Below are 20,547 nucleotides of genomic sequence, written 5' to 3'. Positions count from 1 at the left end.
GCGCCTGCACGACACCGGATGGCGTATTTGAAAGGGTTTTTCAGCTTTCTCGCATTGCTGAAAAATTTCCGAATATGTCCGTCAGTTTCGTTCAGCATCGAATCCAGGCGGAAGCGCGCGCGCGCAAGCTGGCGCTGGAGCGCAGCGGCTCCACTGAAGTGCGTATCGCCGACATCTATAAGTACTTTCCGTTCAGACTGTTCGGCCTGAGCCGCGATGCGTTGGGCGATCTCGCGCAGATCGAATTCGAAGCCGAGCTTGAGCTGTGTCGCGCCAACCCGGAAATGCTCGAGCAATATCTGGACATGAAGCGCGGCGGCCTTCGCGTCGGCTTCATTTCAGACACCTATTGGAGCACCGACCAGCTCGCGCGGCTGCTGCGCTCCTGCAGCCCGGGACTGACCTGGGATTTCCTCTACGCATCCTGCGATCACGGCTCTGGCAAGAGCGAAGCGCTGTTCGAGACCTATTTGGCCGAACAAGGCATCGATGCGGCAAGCTCGTTCCATGTCGGCGACAATCACAACGCCGATATCAAGGGCGCCCGCCGTCACGGCATCCGCCCGCGCTACTATCCGCAGGCCAGCGCGCCGCTGGCGTCGAAGTTTCAGCGCGAAACATCGATCTTCGAACTGCAGTGTCCCGATCAGCCGTCGCGGCTCGATTGCGGCGCCCGCACGCTACGGCGCGCGGTGACGGCACGCAGTGCGGAGCATTCTCCCGCTTTCAACGTCGGCGTGACCGTGCTCGGCCCGGTGATGGCGGCGTTCGACGCCTTCATCGAAGCGCGGCGCGCTGCGCTGGCGCGCGAGGGCGCGCGCGTTGCGATCGGATTCCTCGGCCGCGACGGTCTGCTGCCATATCGCGTTTGGCAAGCAAACCGTGGCGAGACCGGCGCCTATGTCGAGATCAATCGTCGCGTCAGCCTGGTCGGGTCCGCCGACACGCTCGAACCTCTCAGTGAGCTGCTGAGCCCCGTCGTCAAGATCGACGCCGCGACCTTTGTCGATATCGTCAAGGTGCAGCCTCCCGCCGTGATGAAGTTCTTCGCGCAATATCCTGACGGCATTGCGAGCGGCCGCGAACTCGCGGACGCCCTGCCCGATCTGATGGACCCGCTCGAAATCACCGACATCGCTGCCGGTGTCCGCGCACGCCTGCTCGCTTATCTTCGGGCGAAGATCGCGGAATTCGACGGCTGCACCGACCTCATCCTCGTCGACCTCGGCTATTCCGCAAGCGTGCAGAAGTCGCTGCGGCGCATCTTCGATCGCGAGGGCATTCGCATCCGCCTGCATGGCGCCTATCTGCTGACGCTCGACGATGCCTTCGACGACATCGCCGACGACGACACCGCAGAAGGCCTGATCTCGGATCGCATCGTCACGCCGCACGTCAAGCGCATGTTGATCCGCAACGTCGCCTTGCTGGAACAGCTCTGCTGTTCCGATGAAGGATCGGCGCGCGATTATCACGGCGGTGAAGTATTGCGCGAGGGCGATCAGCGCCCGGCCGCTCAGCTGGCGCTCGCGAACGAGGTGCAATCCGGAACGCTGGCCTATGCGTCGCGCGCTCGCGCACTGGCACCGCACTATGCATTGCAGCCCGACGCGGATCCCATCGTTGCGGCACGCTGGGCCGCCGCCGTGCTCGGACGCCTTCTGCTGCTGCCCGACGATGATGAACTCGCGCTGCTCGGCGGCATCAAGCATGACGTCAACCTCGGCACGCAGGCGCTCGCGCCGCTGCTCGACGCCGGCTTCATCAATGATTGCATCGTCGCCCGCGGCCTCTTGACCGCCTGCACGGCGCCGGCGCCGCCGATGTGGCTGGCCGGCAGCTTTGCCGCGCTGTCGCCGTCGCACGCCTATCTCTACACATTATTTGGCGCCAATCGCCTGCCAGCGAACGTGTTCGGCGAGGCGCAATGCGGGACGCTGCAGGTCGGCCTGTTCGGACCGGACAGCCAGGCGTCGCTGGAGGCCGTCAGCGTCTATCATACCGGGCTCGGCGACCTCCGCCTGCGGATTCCACTGTCGCGCCGCATGGCGGTTGCGACCATCGCGCTGCCGCTGGCAAAGCTCACTCGCGGCGGGATGCTCCACGGCATCACGGTCCAGTACGGCGAGAGCGCCGCGAAGGCTGCAGAGAATTCGAACGTGAAGGCGATCCCGGAGGGACGGCTGATCGATGCCAGCCTCGAGAGGAGCGGCCGTCAGTTCCGAGCCACTACTGAGGACGGCATGCTGCTGATCCCGGTCGACGGCTTCGAGGACGATGTTGCGATCTATACCGTCGCGCTGACGGCCCTCGACCATGACCGTATCCTTGCGGTCGAGGACCGCGACGGTAATCGGGCCCCCTCGGCCACGCTGACCTGGCGCAGCGCCAACGATGCCCAGGCAACCAACGGCAATTGATTTGTCCGCCTGATCTGGCCGCCCCGCTCGTAGAAGGTTAACGAGGGGTAGTGCGGGCATGATTTCGGCTGACACGGTGCAAGCGGACGGCTTGCAGACGAATTTCGACCAATTACTGGCGACCAACAACATCCGGCTGAGCGCGGCACAGCGCCGGCGGGTCGTATGGCTGTCCGAGCGGCTCGGACGCGCGACTGTCCACGACGCCGGTTCGGTGCCGGGGCGGGACCATGGCGTCATCATCCTCGTCGAGCCGCCGAGCGGCCCCGCCGCCGAATTGCTCTACCGGTCGCTTCGCGCCGATTGTGCGGTCGTTATCCCCTTCGGCGAGAACCCCGCCTTCGATTTCCTGAAGTCCAAGCTGACCGACTTCGGGACCATCGGGCCGAGCTTCGACGGCCCGCACGAGATGTGGTGGGGCGGCCTCAACTGGCGGCCGATCGCTCCGGAAGGAGGCTCCCGCCCCGTCGCGGCGCTGCGCGTGGTCTCCTGCTATCCCCGCACCTGCGGCGACGATCACGCCCGCGCGCTCCGCGAGAAGCTGGCCGAATTCGAGATCGCCTGCGACATCGTGACGATCGACACTGTTGACGGCCAGCACATGCGCGCGTCCGATAAGTCTGCCTTCATGCTGCGGATGTGGCAGGAGCACCGCGAGCCGCTGCTCTTCATCGAGGCCGATGCAACGCTCAGCGAGCCGCCATTGCTGCCGTCGTCCCTCGATTGCGACATCGCGCTCCACAAGTGGAACCGGTGGGAGATGTCGGCCCGCACCTTGTATCTCGGCCGCACCCCAGCCGCCGAAGCGCTGCTGCGCAACTGGCATCACATCGCAACCGCATACCTTGCGGTCTGGGAGGGCTACCTGCTCGACCAGGCCTGGAGCCTGACGTCGTCGCAAATGGCGCTCGACACCGCCTGGCTGCCGCGGTCGTACCATGCGCCTGCCGAAGATGCCGGCACGCCCCGCCACACCACGGTCGTCCACAATCTGCCGACCGACAACCGCGATCTTGGGCCCGATGCCGAATTCGGCGTCACGATGCGGGCCGCGCGGCGCGCCAGCCGCAGCGGCGGCCGCGACGCCATGATCGTGATCAAGTCGCAGGCAGCCTCGAACAACGCTATCACCGTGATCATGCGCGACATCGCGACCAGCGACGCACGCGAAATGGCCGCCAGCATCGAGGCCGTCACCGGCGCGTTCGCCGCCGATTGCGGCGGGTTCGGCCGGCTCGAGCTCGCGCTCTGCCCCTGGCAGGACGATATCCGCGCGGCGAAATCGGCCGCCGCCAGCGCGAACAACCGGATCATCGAGATTGCACCCTGGCAAGCATTGCCGGCCGATCTGTTCCGCACCGTGGGTCAATCCCGTGATGCCGGCAGCGTCCTCGTCATGGCCGGGCAGCGCGGCTGATCAACGGTACAATAACCAGGCAAGAGAAGGACATCGACATCATGAAGACCATCATCCTTCTCACCGGCGTCGCCAACCAGCAATTCGCGCTCACCGAGCTGTTGAAGGCGCACAATCCGGCGCTGTCGTTCCGCTGCGCGGTGACGGCCGAGGACCTCGCGGCGATCGAGCCCGAGGTGTTGCGCGAGGCGCGGCTGCTGGCATTCACCACCAGCGTCATCGTGCCCGAAAGCATCCTCGCGGCGCTCGGCCATGGCGCTTACAATTTCCACCCCGGCCCGCCGCAATATCCCGGCTGGGCGCCGGCGCATTTCGCGCTCTATGACGGTGCACGCACGTTCGGCGCGACCGCCCATGTGATGGCCGCGCGCGTCGATTCCGGTCCGATCGTCGGGGTCGAGTCCTTCATCATTCCCGACAAGATCAGCGTGCGTGGGCTCGAGCAGATCGCCTATGTGCGGCTTGCCCATCTGTTCTGGCGGATGTCGCGCGATCTCGCCCGCGATCCCTCGCCGCTGCAGGAATTGGAAATCGCCTGGTGCGGCATCAAGAGCACCCGGCAGACGTATCGCGACATGTGCGAGCTTCCCGCCAGCATCAGCGCCGGCGAGCTGGCCCGCCGGATCCGCGCCTTCCACGACGACTTCCGCGCCATCCCGCTGACCATCTCCGTGCACGGCATCCGCTTCCAGCTGGCGACGACCGCCACGCAGGCCCCCGAGGCACCGCAGGTGGCATCGCCGCCGCTCGCAGCCGCGTCCTGAAGGGCGACGAGATCAGGTTGAAGAGTCATCACGCTCGCGCTGTTCAAGCACGGCCCTTTCGCAAAGACGCTTCGCACGTCTCCGGATCATGCTCTAATGCCGCCAAGGCTCTCCCTGGGGATCGGCAAGCATTCCGTTCAGGAGCGCTTCGGCCCGATGCAGCAACGGCTTCGTGCCACTACTCGACGCAATCGCGATCGCTGCGCGCAACTGGTGCAGAATGGAAGTCCTGTCGTCGGCATTTGACGCCGGCGATACCGTCGCCTCTCCGAACAACGCCTCGGCTTCCAGGCCAGAAAATCCCTGCTGCCGCGCGGTATTTCGCGCCTCTCGCAGCATGTTCAGCGCAGCCTTCGCATCGCCGAGCCGGCTGAGAGCCAGAGCCAGATAAATCGAGGTACGCAGCACGATCGAGGTATAGCCCACCGACCTGGCTTCCTCTCGGGCTTCGACGAGTGTCACCCGCGCCTCAGCGAGACGTCCCTGTTCCAGATAGGCAATACCGAGATGGCAGGTGATGACGGGTACAAAGAGGCGAATTCCATACTTTTGTGTGATGGCAAAAGCGTCCTCCAGGATCGCCGCTGCTTCGCCGGGGTTGCCTCGACCGAGCGCCAGACAACCGCCGCTATAGCCGGCACCAACGCGATCAAATGGCCTGTTGCTCTCATTGGCAATGGCTATCGCGCGCCAATGAAACTCAGCCCCCGTGTCGATCTCTCCCAAGGTCGTGTGGGTCACGCTCTTCATCATGCAGCATAGCAGCTCGAGGGTTTTCGGGGTCGTGCCGGGCGGCGCGCTGGCATCCGGCCCCGACAGGCGGAGGCAAGCCTGTCCCAGCATCTGCTCTGCGTCGCGATAGCGCCCGGCAATGAAATAGGCTTGGCCAAGGCTGTATTGAGCCAGGTTGAGCCAACCGGGATTGCCCCACTCTCCTGCCAGGCGAGCAACCTCCTCGCCGGTTTCGATGGCCTCGACCGGCGTGCCGTAGAAGTTTTGCGCCCCCGACCTGACCGCCATCGCCGCGACCTTCCGCCCGATATCATCGATTGCGTTGGCGCGACCCTCCGCGTCCCTTCCAAGGTCGAACCATTCGGCGACCTTGCCCGCGCTCATGAACGCGGTGCGCGCCTCGATGCGAAGGTCGACCGCATCCGCTTCGCGCGAGCGAGTGAACGGCGTCTTGTCGAGTGCGGTCATCGCGATCTCGAAGTAGTTGGCTGCGTCGGCGAATGCCGATCGTGCCAGGCTCTTCCGCGCGGCAGTTCTGCCGTAGCTGAAGGCTTTCTGCCAATCCTTCGCTCGCTGTGCATGATAGCAGAGCCTGCTGGGCTCATCGTGCGAGCTTCCATTGCCCTCCAACGTCGAAAGAATGCGTGCGTGGACGCCTTCACGCACTTTTTCGACCATCGAGTCGTAGATGACCTGGCGGACCATTTCGTGCGGAAACTCGAGCAATCGATCCGGCTCGATATCGATTTTCACTAGAAACTCGGAGCGGTCGAGTACCGCAAGGCAGTGCTGCAGCACGGGCTCGGGGAGGCCGGACGCCTCGCGCAAGATAACTTCCGTCGAGCGTGGGCCCAGCGCTGCCGCGATCTGCAACAGGGAGCGTTCCTCCCTCGACACCCGATCCAGACGCGCTGCGATCACACCCTGGATGCTACTCGGGATACCAAGCTCGCCCACCGGACGCACCAGCGCCAGATCGCCCCAATGCCCCCGCAGAATCCCGCTGTCCTTGAGGCCCCGGCAGACTTCCTCAATGAAGAGCGGCACGCTTGCCGTATGAAGGATGACGCGGCTCTTCAGATCGGCCATGTTTGCGGACCGCCCCAAGATATCGTCCAGCATTTCCCGTCCGTCATTCTCGGCGAGCGACCGCAACGCGGCGATCTCGGCGTTGCACCGCGCGATCCAGTCCGGAATTCCGTTGGGCCTGCTGGTCAACAACACCAGAAGGCCAGAGATCTGCAGCGACGCGAGCGCAGCGATAACGGCTTCGCTGGCTCGATCGATCCAGTGCAGATCCTCGACGAGGATCACCGTGCGCTGGCGAGCGACCAGGCTCTCGAGAATCGCGCAGCTCGCGTCGCTGATTGCGCGGCCGCGCGCGTGTGGCTCCAACTCGCCCCACTCTGGATCCGATATCGGGCGGTCCAGCACCGCACTGATGGCGGAACGTGCAATCCCGGCCAGAGCCGTTGGGGACTCGGTCAGGATATCGGCGTCCGCCGCAGTCCCTTCGAGCATCGACAGCATCAGCGCCTTCAGCGCGCTGAACGGTGCACCTTGAAGATTCGGACTGCACTCTGCGTGGACCGGGCGCCAGCCCTCGCGCTTGAGCTCGTCGACAAACTCGTGCACGAGCCGCGACTTTCCGATGCCGGGATCACCGATCAAGAGAGCCGTTTGCCGGCTCGCCCCTGCATTTTGAGCCAGCTGCCTGAGCAATCCGGTCTCGTCCACGCGGTTGACAAACCTTGCAACGCTTCGCGCCCTGCGTACCCGCCAACTCGAGACATTGGTTGCGCCGGTCACACGGTAGATCGGCACAGGCTCGCTGAACCCTTTGAGCCGTTTGCGACCCAAATACTCGAACTGGACATTGCCATCGGCGAGATTCTGACAAGCCTCGGACGCGTAGATCTGATTCGGTCCGGCGACCGCTTCGAGGCGCGCCGCGAGATGCTGCGCTGCCCCTCCGATCTCATAGACCTTGGAATATTCGCTGGCGACCATGTAGGTCACCACGCGCCCCGAATGGAGCCCCACCCGAACCTGGAGCGCCGGATCACCCAAGCCTCCGATACGTCGAACGAGCTCGATCGCAGCGTGGCAAGCAAGCGGCGCGTGGTTGTCGTCAGCGATCGGGGCGCCAAAGACCGCAGCGAGCCCATCACCCAATTCCTTGCTGACGATGCCGCCAAACTGGCGCACCGCTCCGCGCATGGCAGCCAGGGCCGGCTCCAGGCGGGCGACCGCCTCTTCCGGATCCAGGTCCGCTACGAGCCCCGTGGAATCGACCACGTCGGCGCGAAGGATCGTCACAAATCGCTGTTCGCTGTCGGGATCGACGCGCTTAGCTACGGCGGCACCGCATTGGGCGCACCAATTGTCGTCCGCTCCGATCGTCGATTGGCATGCAAAGCAAAGCATTCCTGCTCTCAAAGGCTGCTGCGGTCTCGCCAGCTCAGCATCCCGGTGAGCAGCTCAGAGTAGAGATTACCCATCGGGACATGCTTATCAATCCGGACGTGCAATCCGTCTGCATCCGCGCCAACCCGAGAGGTTGCTAAACTGGACGAAATACAGTCTTGAGTGGTAGGCCGAGGCGCGAGAAATCAGACGGCGCAACTCGAGCCGTGCGATCTATTTCGTTCGACATCCCCGCGTTGCATAACTTACGTATAGCCAGAGCAAGCCAAGTTGTAATGAAAGGGAAATCCTATGGGCGGAAGAGTATTCAATAACCAGCAATTCAAAGATCATATCAACGCGCACTACTATCCTTTGGACAACATGATCAAGAGCGTCGCTATACTTAAGGCGTCGGATCTCATCGACATCGAGACGCTGGAATATGGCCAATACCAGCCGATCCTGTCACCCAGGCACCAATGGCCGGGCGGAAGCGGCAAGTTGTGGCAGAAGGAGATGGGCAAGGCGCGCCTGGACCTCGCCACTCAAGCAAGCACCGCAGCCCTCTCCAAGGACGAGGCTAGCGTCGTGCCGCTGACGAAATGCGCGCTGCTGGATGCCGCCGTCCGCAAGTGCTTCAACTCCCAACCTCCGATCCCGATGAAGATCGATGTGAAGGAGAAAGACAAGAATGCGCCGAACGCCGATCGGCACGACATTCTGCTGACCTGGGAGCACGCCAATGGCGACAATCAGCCGCCAACGCTGCTGCTGCTGACGATGGTCTGCCCGGCCTGATCCTCGATCGCAGGCGGTACTTTCCGCATGACGGTATTGCACATCACGCGGCTGCCTGGTGGCAGCCGCAGCAACCTTGGCGCGCCGACGATGCTATGGGGTGATCTACGACGCCGGGCGGCGCTGCAGCAACAGCGCCCTCACCGCACGCTCCGCGGCGCGAGCGGAGCCGAAATAGCCGCCGTCAAGGCCATCAAAGGTGCGATCCGAGGAGAAGAAGCAGAAGCCTCTGGCGTCGCTGACCACGATACCCGCGGTTCGATCCGATACTTCGATGACGTAAGCTTGGGAGTTTTGGACTTGGGACGTTTGGGCCTGGGACATGCGTGCTCAATCGCCGAATGACGGCGCTCCTGTCTGATTGTCGGGTGCTTGGGATTTTTCTTAAGCGATCAACAACAGACGCCGGTCGCCGCCGAGACGCAGCGATGCTGCATGCGCCTTCGCATGTCGGACATCAAGCTGCGGCGGTAATGTCTCATGGTGGTGGCCTTGAACAGCGCGGGTTAGCGCGGATCAATATCCGGCCGAATCGCGCGGCGGTCAATGAAATGACCGACCAAAGATGACCGCCCGGCGCGATGCCTCATTCGCGCCAGCCGGTAAAACAGCACAGTTTTGGTGATGACGGTTGCAGTCAGCGGAAATTGATAGACGCTGGCCGGGGCACCGCGTGTCCTGGTGCCCGGCCATGATCGCTCAGGGCAGGATCGGCGGGTGATAGGTGAAGGTCGCCATCAGGATCGCGGCCAGCAGCATCACAATCGGGAAGTGGATGAAGAACTGCACCGAGGTATAACCGATCAGGTCCTTCGACTTCAGACCGAGGATACCGAGCAGCGGCAGCATCCAGAACGGATTGATGAAGTTCGGCAGCGTCTCGGCGATGTTGTAGACCATCACCGTCCAGCCCAGATGCGCGCCGATGTCGTTGGCCGCCTTCATGATGTAGGGCGCCTCGATGATCCACTTGCCGCCGGCCGACGGCACGAAGAAGCCGAGCAGCGCCGAATAGATTCCGACCAGGAATGAGAACACGGTGGAATTGCTGGAGGCGCCGACGAACCAGTGCGCGATCGTGTCCGACAGCGTGGTGCCGCTGCTGTTCGGCACCTTGGTCAGGATCTGCGCGATGCCGGCGTAGAACGGAAACTGCAGCAGCACGCCGGAGACGCTCGGCATCGCCTTGGAAAAGGATTCGATCAGGCTGCGCGGCCGCCAGTGCAGCACGATGCCGAGAATGACGAAGACGAAATTGTAGGTGTTGAGCCCCGACAGCGTGATCAGCGGATTGCCCGACTGGAAAGTCTGCCACAGCCAGCCGGCGGCAAGCAGGGCGATCAGGATCGTCAGCAGCGGACTGAACTCCAGCCAGTCGCCCGGACGGGCCGGCTTCCTCGCCTCGATGCGATCATCGCCGAGCGCAACGCCGAGGTCTTCCGCCGTCTTCGCCTGCTCGGGCGCGGGCGTCGTGAAATAGCAGATCGCCGCCGACACGACGCTCACCATCGCGACGGTGACCATGTTCTGCCAGGTCAGGATGGTTTCCGAGAAGCCGATCACGCCGGTGATCGGCAGAAGCGATGCCGGAATGCTGCCGGCATTGGCCTGGAGCTGCGCGGCCGACGACGTGATGCCGAGGGTGAAACCGCAACCGAGCCCGAGATAACCGGCTGCGCCGGCAGCGCGATAATCGAGCCGGATATCCGTGCGCCGCGCGATCTCCCGCACCAGCAGACCGGAGAAGATCAGACTCAGACCCCAGTTCAGCAGCGAGAGGAAGATGCTCAGCATCCCGACGAACACCACTGCGCCGCGCCCGGTCTTCGGCACGCTCGCGAGCCGCGCCAGCACGGCCGCGACCGGCGGCGACATCGCCACGACGTAACCGCCGATCGCAACCAGCGCCATCTGCATCGTGAAGGGAATCAGATTCCAGAACCCGTCGCCAAACGCGCGGCTGACCGCGAGCGGCGAACCGCCATGCAAGATCGCGCCTGCGGCAACCGCAATCACGGCGATCAGGACGAAGACATACGCATCCGGGAACCAGCGCTCGGCGAACGCCACCAGGGCCTGCGAAAATCGCGCCATGATGTTGTCAGCGACAGGTTTTCGCAGGCTCACGGTTTGGTCGTGCGTTGCATTCGTCATCAATCTGATCCCCTTCCGGTGATGCGGTTGGCCTTCAATCGTGTTTGGTCATCAAAGCGCGAGCGTGAGGTCGGTAAGCGGCACGGCCTGGCAGGCAAGGCACTGGCCCCCGCTCGCATCGGCTGGGCCGAGATGGGTGAATTCCCCATCGACCACCTCGACCATGCAGCTTTCGCATTGTCCGACACGGCAGCCGCTCGGCAAGGCAACGCCCGCCGCACTTGCGGCGTCGAGCAGCGTCCCCTGCTCCGGTCCCCACGAGAAACTTTGCTTGCTGCTCGCAAGCCGGATGGTTCGCGGTGCAAGGTCGCTCGGCACCGATGGCGGTGACACGAAGCTTTCAGCGAAGATGTCGAAGCGTGGCACGCCGAGCGCGGTCACGGCCTCGATCTGCGCCGCGACGAAATCCGGCGAGCCGCAGATGTAGACGAGAGGACGGCGTGCCAACAGCGGCTTGACCTGTTCGAGATCGAGCCGCCCCTTGCGCAACGAATGCGAAGCGACCGGGTCCTGCGCGAGCGGGGCTGAATAGAACGTCATTCGCGTCAGCTCCGGCGTGCAGGCTTCCAGCTCGGCGAGCCGCCGCGCGAACGGATGCTCGCGGCTGCTGCGGCAGCCGTGCAGCAGCAGGATTTCGGCTACACGATCCTGTTGCGCAACCTGTTGCAGCGTCTCGAGATGGCTGATGAACGGCGTGATGCCGATGCCGGCAGCGAGGAAGACCAGCGGCCGCGACCCCTTCAATGGCGGCGTGAAAATGCCGCCTGGCAGCTCCAGCAGAACCTGGTCTCCAACGGCAAGACCATGCAGACGATCCGGCATGAAGAACGGCGCATCGCCGCTACGCGCCTCATTGAGGAAACGTCCTTTCACCGCGATCGATAGCGTTTGCGGCAGATTGCCGGATCCGGTCAGCGAATAGGCACGCGCCTCCGCAGCGCCAGACAACGCGGTCATCACGTGCTGCCCCGGCAGGAAGTCGGGCAGCGGACCACCGTCAAGCGGCAGCAGGCTGAGGGCGATGACGTTGCCGGCCTCGGCCCGGCGCTCGCCAACCACAAATCGCCGCTGGCCGCTCCAGAGACCGCGGCTGGCCACGCCGTCCCGCCTGATATCGCAGACGATCGCGCGCAGCGGAACGGAGCCGCTGACCGGATCGCGCGCATCGTCGTGCAGCACCGCGTTGATGTTGCGCGTGAGGCTGCCTGATGTCGCGGAACGATCGCGGCCGAGCGGCGGACAGTCTTCCCACCAGCCGAATTCGGCGACGACGACCCGCGCGTCGAGCGCCGCATTGAGGCGTACTTTCAGACGCACGGCACCGCCTTGTGTTTCCACCACGGCCCAGTCGCCGTCCACAAGCCCGCGCCGCTCGGCGAGTTGCGGGCTGATCTCGACGGCCGGATCGGGTGACTTTCGCCGCAGCGAGGCGACATGTCGCCAGGAGGAGTGAACGAACCAGCCGCTCTTGGCGGTCGAGAGCACGAGCGGAAAGCGTTCGTCCGCCGCTGTCGTGAGCGGGCTGCCGACCGGTTCGACATGATCTGGCAACGGGTCATGCCCGTGTCCCAGCATCAGCTCCGAATAGATCTCGACACGGCGAGTCGGTGTCGCAAAGCCCGCCATCGTTCCGTCCTCCCGCATGACGGCGTATTTTTCATCGCGGAAGACCTGCGGGAAGCGGCGTCCTTCCGGATGTTCGCGCAGATCCTCGACACCGATGCCGAGCGGCGCCAGTTGATAATTCCAGCCGGCCTTGATGTCGCCGCCGAAGAACAGGTTCCCCATGCCGAGCTTGAGCGCGAGCGCGGCGGCGATCTCGTAATCGGCCTTCACTTCACCGAGCGGCTCGACCATGCGCGGGCGAAACTGCACGGTCTCGACGGCTTCCTGCGTGATCTCGAACCCGATCTTCAGCGCATCGCGCTCCCACGGCGTGCTGGCCGGCAGAACGAAATCGGCGCTCTCCGCGGTCGGGTTCATGAACATGTCGATATGAACCTGGAATTCCAGCGCGTTCAGCGCTGCGCGGTTGCGCTCCGAATGGCCCTGCGAAACGACGAAGTTGGTGCCGAAGGCGACCAGCGCGCGCACCCGGTAAGGCTCGCCCTCCAGCACCGCCTTGCTGAAATCGCGCGCCGTGATCCAGCCCTTCGCCGGCGGACCGAGCGGCAATTCGGCAATGCCCAGCGCCTTGGCCTGCTGCTCCGGCGGCAGGATGTTGTAGTCGTTGAGGGGACGCGTCGGCGGCGGCACCGGCCAGCGATTGCCGCCGGGCCGATCGCAAGCGCCGGTCAGTGCGTAGAGCGACGCGATCGCGCGCTCGATCGCGGTGGCATTGGTGTGCTGACCGACGCCGGTCCAGGAATGATAGGCGAGCCGTGGCCGGGCCGCGAGCAGCGCATTGAATGCGTCGATCTCCTCGACGCGCAGCCAGGTCAGTTCCGCCACGCGCGCCGGCGTGTAGGGCGCGGCTCGCTCGGCCAGCAATTCGAACGCGGTTGCCGCCGAGATCATCCGGCCGTCGCGCGCACGGATCGACAGCGCGCCGCGAAGCCGGCCGCCGCGCTCCGGCGCGTAGCGGGTGTCGCAAGCCACCGGCGACCCCGACGTATCGAGACGAACGAAAGCCTTAGGCACGCCATCCGGCCACAACGCGTCGGCGCGCAGGAAGCGCCCCGTCGCGCGATCGACCAGCAGCGATCCATTGGTCCATTGGTCGACGAAATCCGCGTCGAAGCTGCCGGTCGCGATGAGATGACGGATCGCGCCCATCGCAAGTGCGCCATCGGCGCCCGGGCGAATGCGCAGCCAGAGATCGGCCTGCTGACCCGAGCCGTTCGGCTTGGGATCGACGACGACAACCTTGGCGCCGCGCCGTCGCGCATCGGCGATCCGCGTCGCCTGGGCGAGCCACGTGCGCGCGGGATTGTGGCCCCACAGGATGATCGCATCGGCATTGTCGTAATCGGGAAAGCCGATGCCGCGGCCGAAGGTCAGGGCGTGCGCATAGTCCTTGTGCCAGCCGCAGATCTCGACCGCATAGATCAGGTTGGGGCTGCCGAAGCCGCGGATGAAGCGCTCGACCCACTCAAAACTGTCGACCATCGGCGTGCCGCTCGGCGTGGTGACGCCGAACGCAACCGTCTCGGCGCCGCTCTCGGCGCGGATCCTGCCGAGCCGGTCGGCAATCTCGGTCAAGGCCTCGTCCCAGGAAACCTCGACCCAGCCCGGATCGGCGGCATCGCGCGGCCGGGTCCGCTTCAACGGGACGGTCAGACGGCGCGGGCTGGCGACGATTTCGGGTGCGGCCCGGCCCTTGGCGCAAAGCGCGCCGCCGGTCGGATGGTTATTTAATACCTCTACACCGACAACGCGCCCGTCCTCGACCACGGTGATGGCACCGCAGCGCGAGCGACAAAGCGTGCAATAGCCGGGTATCCGCTGTTTCACCGCCGTCTCATCATCAAGTCAGCCCGCGTGACGCATTTTAGTGATGCGTTACACATTTACGTCATACGCTACCGGCCCCGTCAAGGCTAAGTAATAATCAGGGACGAATCGGAGTTCGGAGCGAGAGGCGGCGCGACCACCCCATGGACCAGAATTTGCGCGAACAGGTGCTGCAGCGGGTGCGCGCCGAGATCATTTCCGGGCAGAGCCTTCCCGGCACGATGTATTCGGTGCCGTCACTCGCGGCGAGCCTCGGCGTGTCCTCGACGCCGGTGCGCGAGGCGCTGCTCGAACTCAGCCGCGGCGGCCTGGTCGAGCCGATGCGCAACCGTGGCTTCAAGGTGGTGGAGCCGTCGCTGACCGAGCTGCGCAATTTGTTCGACATGCGCGAGGTGCTGGAGCTGCACGCCGCCGTGCTGGTCGCCGCCAATCCTCCAAAGGATCTACCAGTCGTGCGCGGCTGGGCCGATGAGATCGCCAAGGCCGTCGAGACCGACGACGTCCAGCTCTATCTCGAAGCCGACCGCAACTATCATCGCGAGTTCATCGCGGCCGCCGGCAACGAGCTCTTGACCGACATGGTGATGGGCCTGCGCGACAAGATGCGGCTCTACGGCATCAGCTCACGCGCCGGCCTCGAGCGGCAGCAGGCCTCGGTGCCCGAGCACTACCGGCTGATCGAGCTCGCGCTCGCCGGCGAGACCGAGGCGCTGCCGACCCTGCTTCGCAGCCACATCCGCTCCTGGGAGCCGATCTTCGTCGACGCATTGATGCGCTCGAAGGAGTATGCGCGCGAGCCGCTGCGGCAGGCGCGCGGATAACGCGCGGAGCGAAATAGACGGTCGGCCGCGGTGACCGGGTCGCGGTGACCGGCTAGTCCAAGATGCTCTTGTAGTGCTCCGAGAAGACATCGCGGCCGATGATCAGCCGCATCACTTCGGAGCTTCCCGCCAGGATCCGATTGACGCGCGCGTCGGTGAACATGCGGCTGATCGGATATTCATCCATATAGCCGGCGCCGCCGTGCAGCTGCACGCCGAGGTCGAGCATCTTCCACTCGACTTCCGACGACATCATCTTGGCCTTGGCGCCCATATTGCTGGTCAGACGTCCGGCATTGTGCTCGGCCACGCAGTGATCGACATAGACCTGCACGAGGTCGATTTCGGCATCCATCTCCGCCATCCGGAACTGGGTATTCTGCTGTTCGGCGAGCGGCTTTCCGAACAGCTTGCGATCCATCACGTAAGTGCGTGTGATGTCGAACGCCTTGCGGCCGTTGGCGATCGACCCGACCGCGGAGATCAGCCGCTCTTCGGCAAGGCCTTCCATCAGATAGTAGAAGCCCCTGCCCGGTTCTCCGAGCACGTTGGCCTTCGGCACCTTCACATTTTGGAAGAACAGTTCGGCGGTGTCCTGCGCCGGCATGCCCATCTTCTTGAGATTGCGGCCGCGCTCGAAGCCTTCCATGCCGCGCTCGACGATCAAAAGCACCATGGCGTGCTTCTTCTCGGCACCCGCGAGCCTGGCCGCCACGATCACCACGTCGGAATTGATGCCGTTGGAGATGTAGGTCTTCGAGCCGTTGAGCAGGAAATGATCGCCCTTGTCTTCCGCCGTCGTCCGCATGCCCGCGAGGTCCGAGCCGGCGCCAGGCTCGGTCATCGCGATCGCCAGGATCGTCTCGCCGCTGACGCATTTGGGCAGGAAGCGGTCGCGCTGCTCCTCGGTGCCGAAGCGCTTGAAATAGGAACCGACCAGGCGGCTGTGCAGCGTGTTGAACCAGCCCTTGCAGCCGGAGCGCGCGGTCTCCTCGATGATGATCTGCTCATAGCGGAAGTCCTCATCGCCCATGCCGCCGTATTTTTCCTCGGGCCAGATCATCAGGAAGCCAAGGTCGCCGGCCTTCTTGAACGCGCCGCGATCGACGATGCCGGCCTCCCGCCACGCCTCCATATGAGGCGCGATCTCGCTGGCGAGGAACTTGCGGTACGAGTCGCGGAAAATGACCTGGTCTTCGGTAAAGCTGCGCATCATTCACCCAATAGCGCTCTCAAGCGGCGCGGAAACCGGCCGGCGTGCCGCGCGGCACTCACAAAAAAAATCGGAGCGCCGGTTCTGCTTCAATCAAAACCGGCGCTCCGTTGTCGAAACAGGCGACGCCTTACTTGCCCTTCCAGTTCGGCGCGCGCTTTTCTGCAAAGGCAGCCGCACCCTCGCGGGCATCTTCGGACACGAAGACGGGACCGACGATCTCCTGCTGCTTCTTCCACATCTGGTCTTCCGGCCAGAGCCGGGATTCCACGATCACTTGCTTGGATGCCTTGACGGCGAGCGGGCCGTTGGCGCCGATCGCGGCGGCAAGCTCGAGCGCGGCGTCGAGGGCCGGGCCATCGGTCACGCGATTGATGATGCCGAGTTCGTAGGCGCGCTGTGCTCCGAAGAACTCGCCGGTCAATGCGAACTCCATCGCCACGCGGAACGGCATCTGGCGCGGCATGCGGATCAGCCCGCCGGCCGCAGCAGCCAGCCCGCGCTTCACCTCGGGGATTCCGAACTTGGCATTGCGGTTGGCGACGATCATGTCGCACGACAGCGCGATTTCCATTCCGCCGGCGAGCGCGTAGCCGTCCACCGCCGCGATCAGCGGCTTCTTCGGCGGCGCCTCGGTGAGGCCGGCGAAGCCACGGCCGGTGATCGAGGGCCGTTCGCCCTTCAGGAACCCCTTGAGGTCCATGCCCGAGCAGAACGTGCCGCCGGCGCCGGTGATGATGCCGACGCTGAGAGCATCGTCGGCGTCGAGCCGGTCGATCGCCGCGGCCACGCCCTTGGAGAGCGCGAGGTTGGCCGCATTCTTGGCTTCCGGCCGGTTCAGCGTGATGATCAGTATGGGTCCGCGGACTTCAGTGAGGACCGGCGTTTCTTCGGACATCGCATTCGTCTCCTGTTGCCGTGCGCGATCTTTTAAAGCGCGATGAGATTGAATCATCATCGCGCTTTAGTTCATTGTTTGAGCATGATCTCCGCGCAAACGCGTTCCGCGTTTGTCGCGAGGGAAAACCGCTTCGCACTTTTCCGGATCATGCTTAGCGCGGGGCCATGCGGATGGCGCCATCGAGGCGAACGTCTTCACCGTTGAAGTAGCCGTTGGTGATCATGGTCAGCGCCAGCTGCGCATATTCCTCCGGCATGCCGAGACGCTTCGGGAACGGCACCGAGGCGCTGAGCGCGGCCTTGACGTTCTCCGGGGCGCCCTGCAGCAGCGGCGTGTTGAAGATGCCCGGCAGGATGGTGTTGACGCGGATGCCTTCGGCCATCAGGTCGCGCGCGATCGGCAGGGTCATGCCGACGACGCCGGCCTTCGAGGCCGAATAGGCCGCCTGCCCCATCTGGCCGTCTTCGGCCGCGACCGACGCCGTGTTGACCACCGCGCCGCGCTCGCCGTGCTCCAGCGGGGACAGCGACAGCATGCCCTGCGCCGACTTGGCGATGCAGCGGAAGGTGCCAACGAGGTTGATCTGGATAATGCGGTTGAAGGCGTCGATCGGGAAGTGCGTGGGTTCGCCGGTCTTCTTGTCCCGGCCGGCGGTCTTCACCGCGTTGCCGGTGCCTGCGCAGTTCACCAGGATGCGCTCCTGGCCGTGTGCCGCGCGGGCCTTGGCGAAGCCCGCATCGACCAGTTCGTCGGAGGTGACGTCGACCTTGCAGAACACGCCGCCGATTTCCTTGGCGATGGCTTCGCCCTTCTCTTCGTTGAAGTCGAAGATCGCGACCTTGACGCCTTGCGCAGCAAGCGCCCGCGAGGTGGCTGCGCCGAGGCCGGAAGCACCGCCGGTGACGACGGCGGCGACCGATGAATCGAGTTTCATGGCGATATCCTTTCGCGATCAGAGGCGTTCGATGATGATGGCCGGCGCCATGCCGCCGGCGGCACACATGGTGACCAAGCCATAACGTCCGCCGCTGCGCTCGAGTTCGTCGAGCGCCGTGCCGATCAAGATCGATCCGGTCGCGCCGATCGGGTGGCCGAGCGCGATCGAGCCGCCGTTGATGTTGACCTTCTCGCGATCGAGCTCGAGGTCGCGGATGAACTTCTCGGCGACGACCGCGAAGGCCTCGTTGATCTCCCAGACGTCGATATCGTTCTTGGTCAGGCCGGCCTTGGCGAGAACCTTCTTGGCCGCCGGAACCGGCGCGTTGAGCATCAGCGTTGGATCATCACCCTGATTGGCATAGGCCACGATGCGGCCGCGCGGCTTGAGCCCGTGCTTTTCGGCATATTGCTTCGACGTGATCAGCACCGCGGCGGCGCCGTCCACCACGCCCGAGCTGTTACCGGCATGATGCACGCCCTTCCACTCGAGGCCGGGGTAACGGCGCTGGATCTGCTTCTTGAACGTCGTGCCGTTGCCGAGGTCGAAATCGGCAAGTTGCTCGAAGCTCGGCTTCAGCGAGGCAAGGCCTTCGGCCGTGGTCTCGGGGCGCGGGAATTCCTCACGATTGAGGGCGACGCTGCCGTCGTCGTTGAGCACGGGGATCACCGACTTGGCGAAGCGGCCTTCATCGATCGCCCGCTTGGCGCGCTGCTGACTGACCAGCGCCAGGGCATCGCAGGCCTCCCGGCTGATCCCCTCACGCGTCGCGATGGCGTCGCCGCACACGCCCTGGTGCGACTGCGGGTGAATCTCGTCAAGCGCCGGATTGCCCGAACCCATCATCCGCGCCGGCTGCCCAGCCTTGGAGCGCTCGGCTGCGAGGGTCTGCTGATAGCTCATCATCTCGGTGCCGCCGGCGATGACGCAATCCTCCATTCCCGACATCACCGAAGCTGCCGCGAGGTTCACCGTCGTGATGCCGCCGCCGCAGAAACGATCCAGCGTCGTGCCGCTGGCGTTGATGTCGTAGCCGGCGGCGAGCGCCGACATGCGTCCGAGATCGCCGCCCTGCTTACCTTCCTGGGTCGAGGTCGACCAGATGATGTCATCGACGGTCGATGTATCGAGCTTGTTGCGCTCCTTGAGCGCGCCGAGCACAGTTGCTGCCAATTGCTGCGGATGCAGATGCGACAGCGCACCCTTGCCCGGCTTGCCGATGCCGCGCGGCGTGCGGACCGCGTCAATGATGTATGCTTCAGACATGCGTTTCCCTTTGCTTTGGATGTTTCTTTGACTGTGAGCTCGTGCCGATTGGTCTCGACCGCTTTCGCTGCGTCTTCCACCCCGGAGCGAGCCGAGGCGTCAGCGGTGCGGCGTGACCGAAAGCGGCGCGGCAACCGGCTTGCGCTGATCTTCGAAATACTCGAAGCGCGAGTTGATCAGCATGGACGGCTGCGCCGTTGCGCGGTCCCGCTCGTCGGCGCAGACCGGCTTGTCGCAGCCCTCCGCGAACAACGGGACGCCGGGCGCGGCGGCGTGCGGACCGAGAGCATATTTCTGCTCTTGCGGCAGGTAGATCAACTGGCCGATCTGGGTGAGGGTCAAGGTGAGACGGGAGACCGTCGATCGGGGAAGACCGCAGCGATCGGCGATGTCGCGATTGCCCAGGCGTATGCTTCGACCTTCGAAGCAACGCACGATGTCGAATGCGCGCGATACCACTTGTATCACGCGCCGGTTGTCCGTGCCGGCGGTGTCTTGCGCCATCAGTACCTCAGATCGACGTCCCATCGTTTACGCCTCACTCCTCATTTGTCGTACGGGTGAATGAAGCCCGCCCTGTTTCGGGCAGGCCGCGCCGATCCGCGACATCGCTGTCGAGCGCGCAACGCCGAGCGGCGCGCGCGTGAACGGACCTGCATGCGGGATCTGACGGCAGCAATCGGCGCACGCCGTGTCGCTGCCCGTAAGGATCGAGCCGACGCCGTGCCATGCCCGCTCGGCAGCGAATGCGGCGTGCTGGACAAAGCCGTTCCCGGCCTGTTCGAGGCCGGTCTGCATGACGCCGACGGCCGCCTGGTCGTCCAGCCCGGCGAAGCCGCGACCGCGCGGGGTAAGCAGCTTCGGATAGCGACGGCCGGCCGGCATCAGGCGGATTCTTTCCCTAGGGTTTCAGGCCTTAATTAATTGATTAATTAGTCAGGTGATTAAAGTGGGCGCCCCGCCCTGTCAACCGTCCTCGCCGCAGGGCGCCCCGCGCCCGGGTCGCACCTCACGCATCGCTCAAGCCGCTCGGTCCGGTTGTCGGAGCAGCAGCTGCCGATCCGTCGTCACGAACTGCAGACCGGTGCTGGATGGTGATCGAACGAAATGCGCGACACGAGAACCCACCCGCAAGCGCCGAGACGCAGCGATGGGGTAAGCGGTTTCTTAGTTGCACATCAGCTTTCGTCGTTCGGTATGGCACGCGCTCACGCTGCTCTCGCTCCGCAAGCACCACTCAGATCTCGAAATGCGATCGCTGA

14 protein-coding genes and 1 pseudogene are annotated in these 20,547 nt (G+C 64.4%); 5 read left to right on the top strand and 10 right to left on the bottom strand.

The window, feature by feature from the left end; translation table 11 throughout:
- Positions 1 to 74 precede the first annotated feature (74 nt).
- Genes Q0030_RS02165 through Q0030_RS02155 form a run of 3 tightly spaced genes read left to right on the top strand, consistent with a single transcriptional unit; the run spans position 75 to position 4,601 of the window.
- On the top strand, positions 75 to 2,420 hold the full coding sequence (locus tag Q0030_RS02165) for a hypothetical protein (RefSeq protein ID WP_363323421.1): 2,346 nt from the start codon (positions 75 to 77) through the stop codon (positions 2,418 to 2,420).
- Between the two features lie 58 nt (positions 2,421 to 2,478).
- Positions 2,479 to 3,837, top strand: coding sequence for a hypothetical protein (locus Q0030_RS02160; protein WP_298362756.1), 1,359 nt, complete (start codon positions 2,479 to 2,481; stop codon positions 3,835 to 3,837).
- Positions 3,838 to 3,875: 38 nt separating this feature from the next.
- On the top strand, positions 3,876 to 4,601 hold the full coding sequence (locus Q0030_RS02155) for a formyltransferase family protein (RefSeq protein WP_298363223.1): 726 nt from the start codon (positions 3,876 to 3,878) through the stop codon (positions 4,599 to 4,601).
- Between the two features lie 93 nt (positions 4,602 to 4,694).
- Here Q0030_RS02155 and Q0030_RS02150 read toward each other — a convergent pair whose 3' ends face one another.
- On the bottom strand, positions 4,695 to 7,760 hold the full coding sequence (locus Q0030_RS02150) for an AAA family ATPase (protein WP_298362753.1): 3,066 nt from the start codon (positions 7,758 to 7,760) through the stop codon (positions 4,695 to 4,697).
- A gap of 363 nt (positions 7,761 to 8,123) precedes the next feature.
- Here Q0030_RS02150 and Q0030_RS02145 point away from each other — a divergent pair, with 363 nt between their 5' ends.
- Positions 8,124 to 8,540 carry a hypothetical protein gene (locus Q0030_RS02145; RefSeq protein WP_363323420.1) on the top strand — a complete coding sequence of 139 codons (417 nt, stop codon included), beginning with the start codon at positions 8,124 to 8,126 and terminating at the stop codon, positions 8,538 to 8,540.
- A 105-nt stretch (positions 8,541 to 8,645) separates the two neighbouring features.
- Here Q0030_RS02145 and Q0030_RS02140 read toward each other — a convergent pair whose 3' ends face one another.
- The 3 genes from Q0030_RS02140 to Q0030_RS02130 all read right to left on the bottom strand — a co-directional run bounded on the left by Q0030_RS02140 (position 8,646) and on the right by Q0030_RS02130 (position 14,147).
- Positions 8,646 to 8,864, bottom strand: coding sequence for a hypothetical protein (locus Q0030_RS02140; protein WP_298362747.1), 219 nt, complete (start codon positions 8,862 to 8,864; stop codon positions 8,646 to 8,648).
- 375 nt (positions 8,865 to 9,239) lie between these two features.
- A complete protein-coding gene (locus tag Q0030_RS02135) occupies positions 9,240 to 10,694 on the bottom strand; it encodes a TIGR00366 family protein (protein WP_298362744.1) in 1,455 nt (484 codons plus the stop codon).
- 51 nt (positions 10,695 to 10,745) lie between these two features.
- Entirely contained in the window at positions 10,746 to 14,147 is a 3,402-nt protein-coding gene (locus tag Q0030_RS02130) for a molybdopterin-dependent oxidoreductase (RefSeq protein ID WP_298362741.1), read from the bottom strand.
- Between the two features lie 143 nt (positions 14,148 to 14,290).
- Here Q0030_RS02130 and Q0030_RS02125 point away from each other — a divergent pair, with 143 nt between their 5' ends.
- Positions 14,291 to 14,968 carry a GntR family transcriptional regulator gene (locus tag Q0030_RS02125; protein WP_176529952.1) on the top strand — a complete coding sequence of 226 codons (678 nt, stop codon included), beginning with the start codon at positions 14,291 to 14,293 and terminating at the stop codon, positions 14,966 to 14,968.
- A 52-nt stretch (positions 14,969 to 15,020) separates the two neighbouring features.
- Here the strand turns inward: Q0030_RS02125 and Q0030_RS02120 are convergent, their stop codons facing one another.
- The 6 genes and pseudogenes from Q0030_RS02120 to Q0030_RS02095 all read right to left on the bottom strand — a co-directional run bounded on the left by Q0030_RS02120 (position 15,021) and on the right by Q0030_RS02095 (position 20,170).
- Positions 15,021 to 16,181 (bottom strand): acyl-CoA dehydrogenase family protein, encoded by a 1,161-nt coding sequence (locus Q0030_RS02120; protein WP_298362734.1) that lies wholly within the window; start codon positions 16,179 to 16,181, stop codon positions 15,021 to 15,023.
- A 130-nt stretch (positions 16,182 to 16,311) separates the two neighbouring features.
- Positions 16,312 to 17,079: a crotonase/enoyl-CoA hydratase family protein gene (locus Q0030_RS02115; RefSeq protein WP_298362731.1), complete on the bottom strand. Its 768-nt coding sequence runs from the start codon at positions 17,077 to 17,079 to the stop codon at positions 16,312 to 16,314.
- Positions 17,080 to 17,233: 154 nt separating this feature from the next.
- Positions 17,234 to 18,016, bottom strand: coding sequence for an SDR family NAD(P)-dependent oxidoreductase (locus Q0030_RS02110; protein WP_163156503.1), 783 nt, complete (start codon positions 18,014 to 18,016; stop codon positions 17,234 to 17,236).
- A gap of 18 nt (positions 18,017 to 18,034) precedes the next feature.
- Positions 18,035 to 19,285, bottom strand: coding sequence for an acetyl-CoA C-acetyltransferase (locus Q0030_RS02105; RefSeq protein WP_298362727.1), 1,251 nt, complete (start codon positions 19,283 to 19,285; stop codon positions 18,035 to 18,037).
- 264 nt (positions 19,286 to 19,549) lie between these two features.
- Positions 19,550 to 19,813 (bottom strand): annotated as a pseudogene (locus Q0030_RS02100) (helix-turn-helix domain-containing protein); the annotation flags it as partial.
- Positions 19,814 to 19,816: 3 nt separating this feature from the next.
- Complete coding sequence (locus tag Q0030_RS02095) at positions 19,817 to 20,170, bottom strand: hypothetical protein (protein WP_298362724.1); 354 nt, start codon at positions 20,168 to 20,170, stop codon at positions 19,817 to 19,819.
- Positions 20,171 to 20,547: the final 377 nt, after the last annotated feature.

Source organism: uncultured Bradyrhizobium sp., from assembly GCF_947648125.1.
GTDB lineage: Bacteria > Pseudomonadota > Alphaproteobacteria > Rhizobiales > Xanthobacteraceae > Bradyrhizobium.
The sequence above is the reverse complement of the archived record's forward strand: the minus strand, read 5'-3'. Positions and strand labels throughout refer to the sequence as shown.

Excerpts from the sequence above, each read along its gene's own strand:
- Q0030_RS02095 (WP_298362724.1), bottom strand. The coding sequence starts at position 20,170 with ATGCCGGCCGGCCGTCGCTATCCGAAGCTGCTTACCCCGCGCGGTCGC.
- Q0030_RS02165 (WP_363323421.1), top strand. The coding sequence starts at position 75 with ATGTCCGTCAGTTTCGTTCAGCATCGAATCCAGGCGGAAGCGCGCGCG.
- Q0030_RS02145 (WP_363323420.1), top strand. The coding sequence starts at position 8,124 with ATGATCAAGAGCGTCGCTATACTTAAGGCGTCGGATCTCATCGACATC.
- Q0030_RS02150 (WP_298362753.1), bottom strand. The coding sequence starts at position 7,760 with ATGCTTTGCTTTGCATGCCAATCGACGATCGGAGCGGACGACAATTGG.
- Q0030_RS02110 (WP_163156503.1), bottom strand. The coding sequence starts at position 18,016 with ATGAAACTCGATTCATCGGTCGCCGCCGTCGTCACCGGCGGTGCTTCC.
- Q0030_RS02115 (WP_298362731.1), bottom strand. The coding sequence starts at position 17,079 with ATGTCCGAAGAAACGCCGGTCCTCACTGAAGTCCGCGGACCCATACTG.
- Q0030_RS02140 (WP_298362747.1), bottom strand. The coding sequence starts at position 8,864 with ATGTCCCAGGCCCAAACGTCCCAAGTCCAAAACTCCCAAGCTTACGTC.
- Q0030_RS02125 (WP_176529952.1), top strand. The coding sequence starts at position 14,291 with ATGGACCAGAATTTGCGCGAACAGGTGCTGCAGCGGGTGCGCGCCGAG.
- Q0030_RS02135 (WP_298362744.1), bottom strand. The coding sequence starts at position 10,694 with ATGACGAATGCAACGCACGACCAAACCGTGAGCCTGCGAAAACCTGTC.
- Q0030_RS02160 (WP_298362756.1), top strand. The coding sequence starts at position 2,479 with ATGATTTCGGCTGACACGGTGCAAGCGGACGGCTTGCAGACGAATTTC.
- Q0030_RS02105 (WP_298362727.1), bottom strand. The coding sequence starts at position 19,285 with ATGTCTGAAGCATACATCATTGACGCGGTCCGCACGCCGCGCGGCATC.
- Q0030_RS02120 (WP_298362734.1), bottom strand. The coding sequence starts at position 16,181 with ATGCGCAGCTTTACCGAAGACCAGGTCATTTTCCGCGACTCGTACCGC.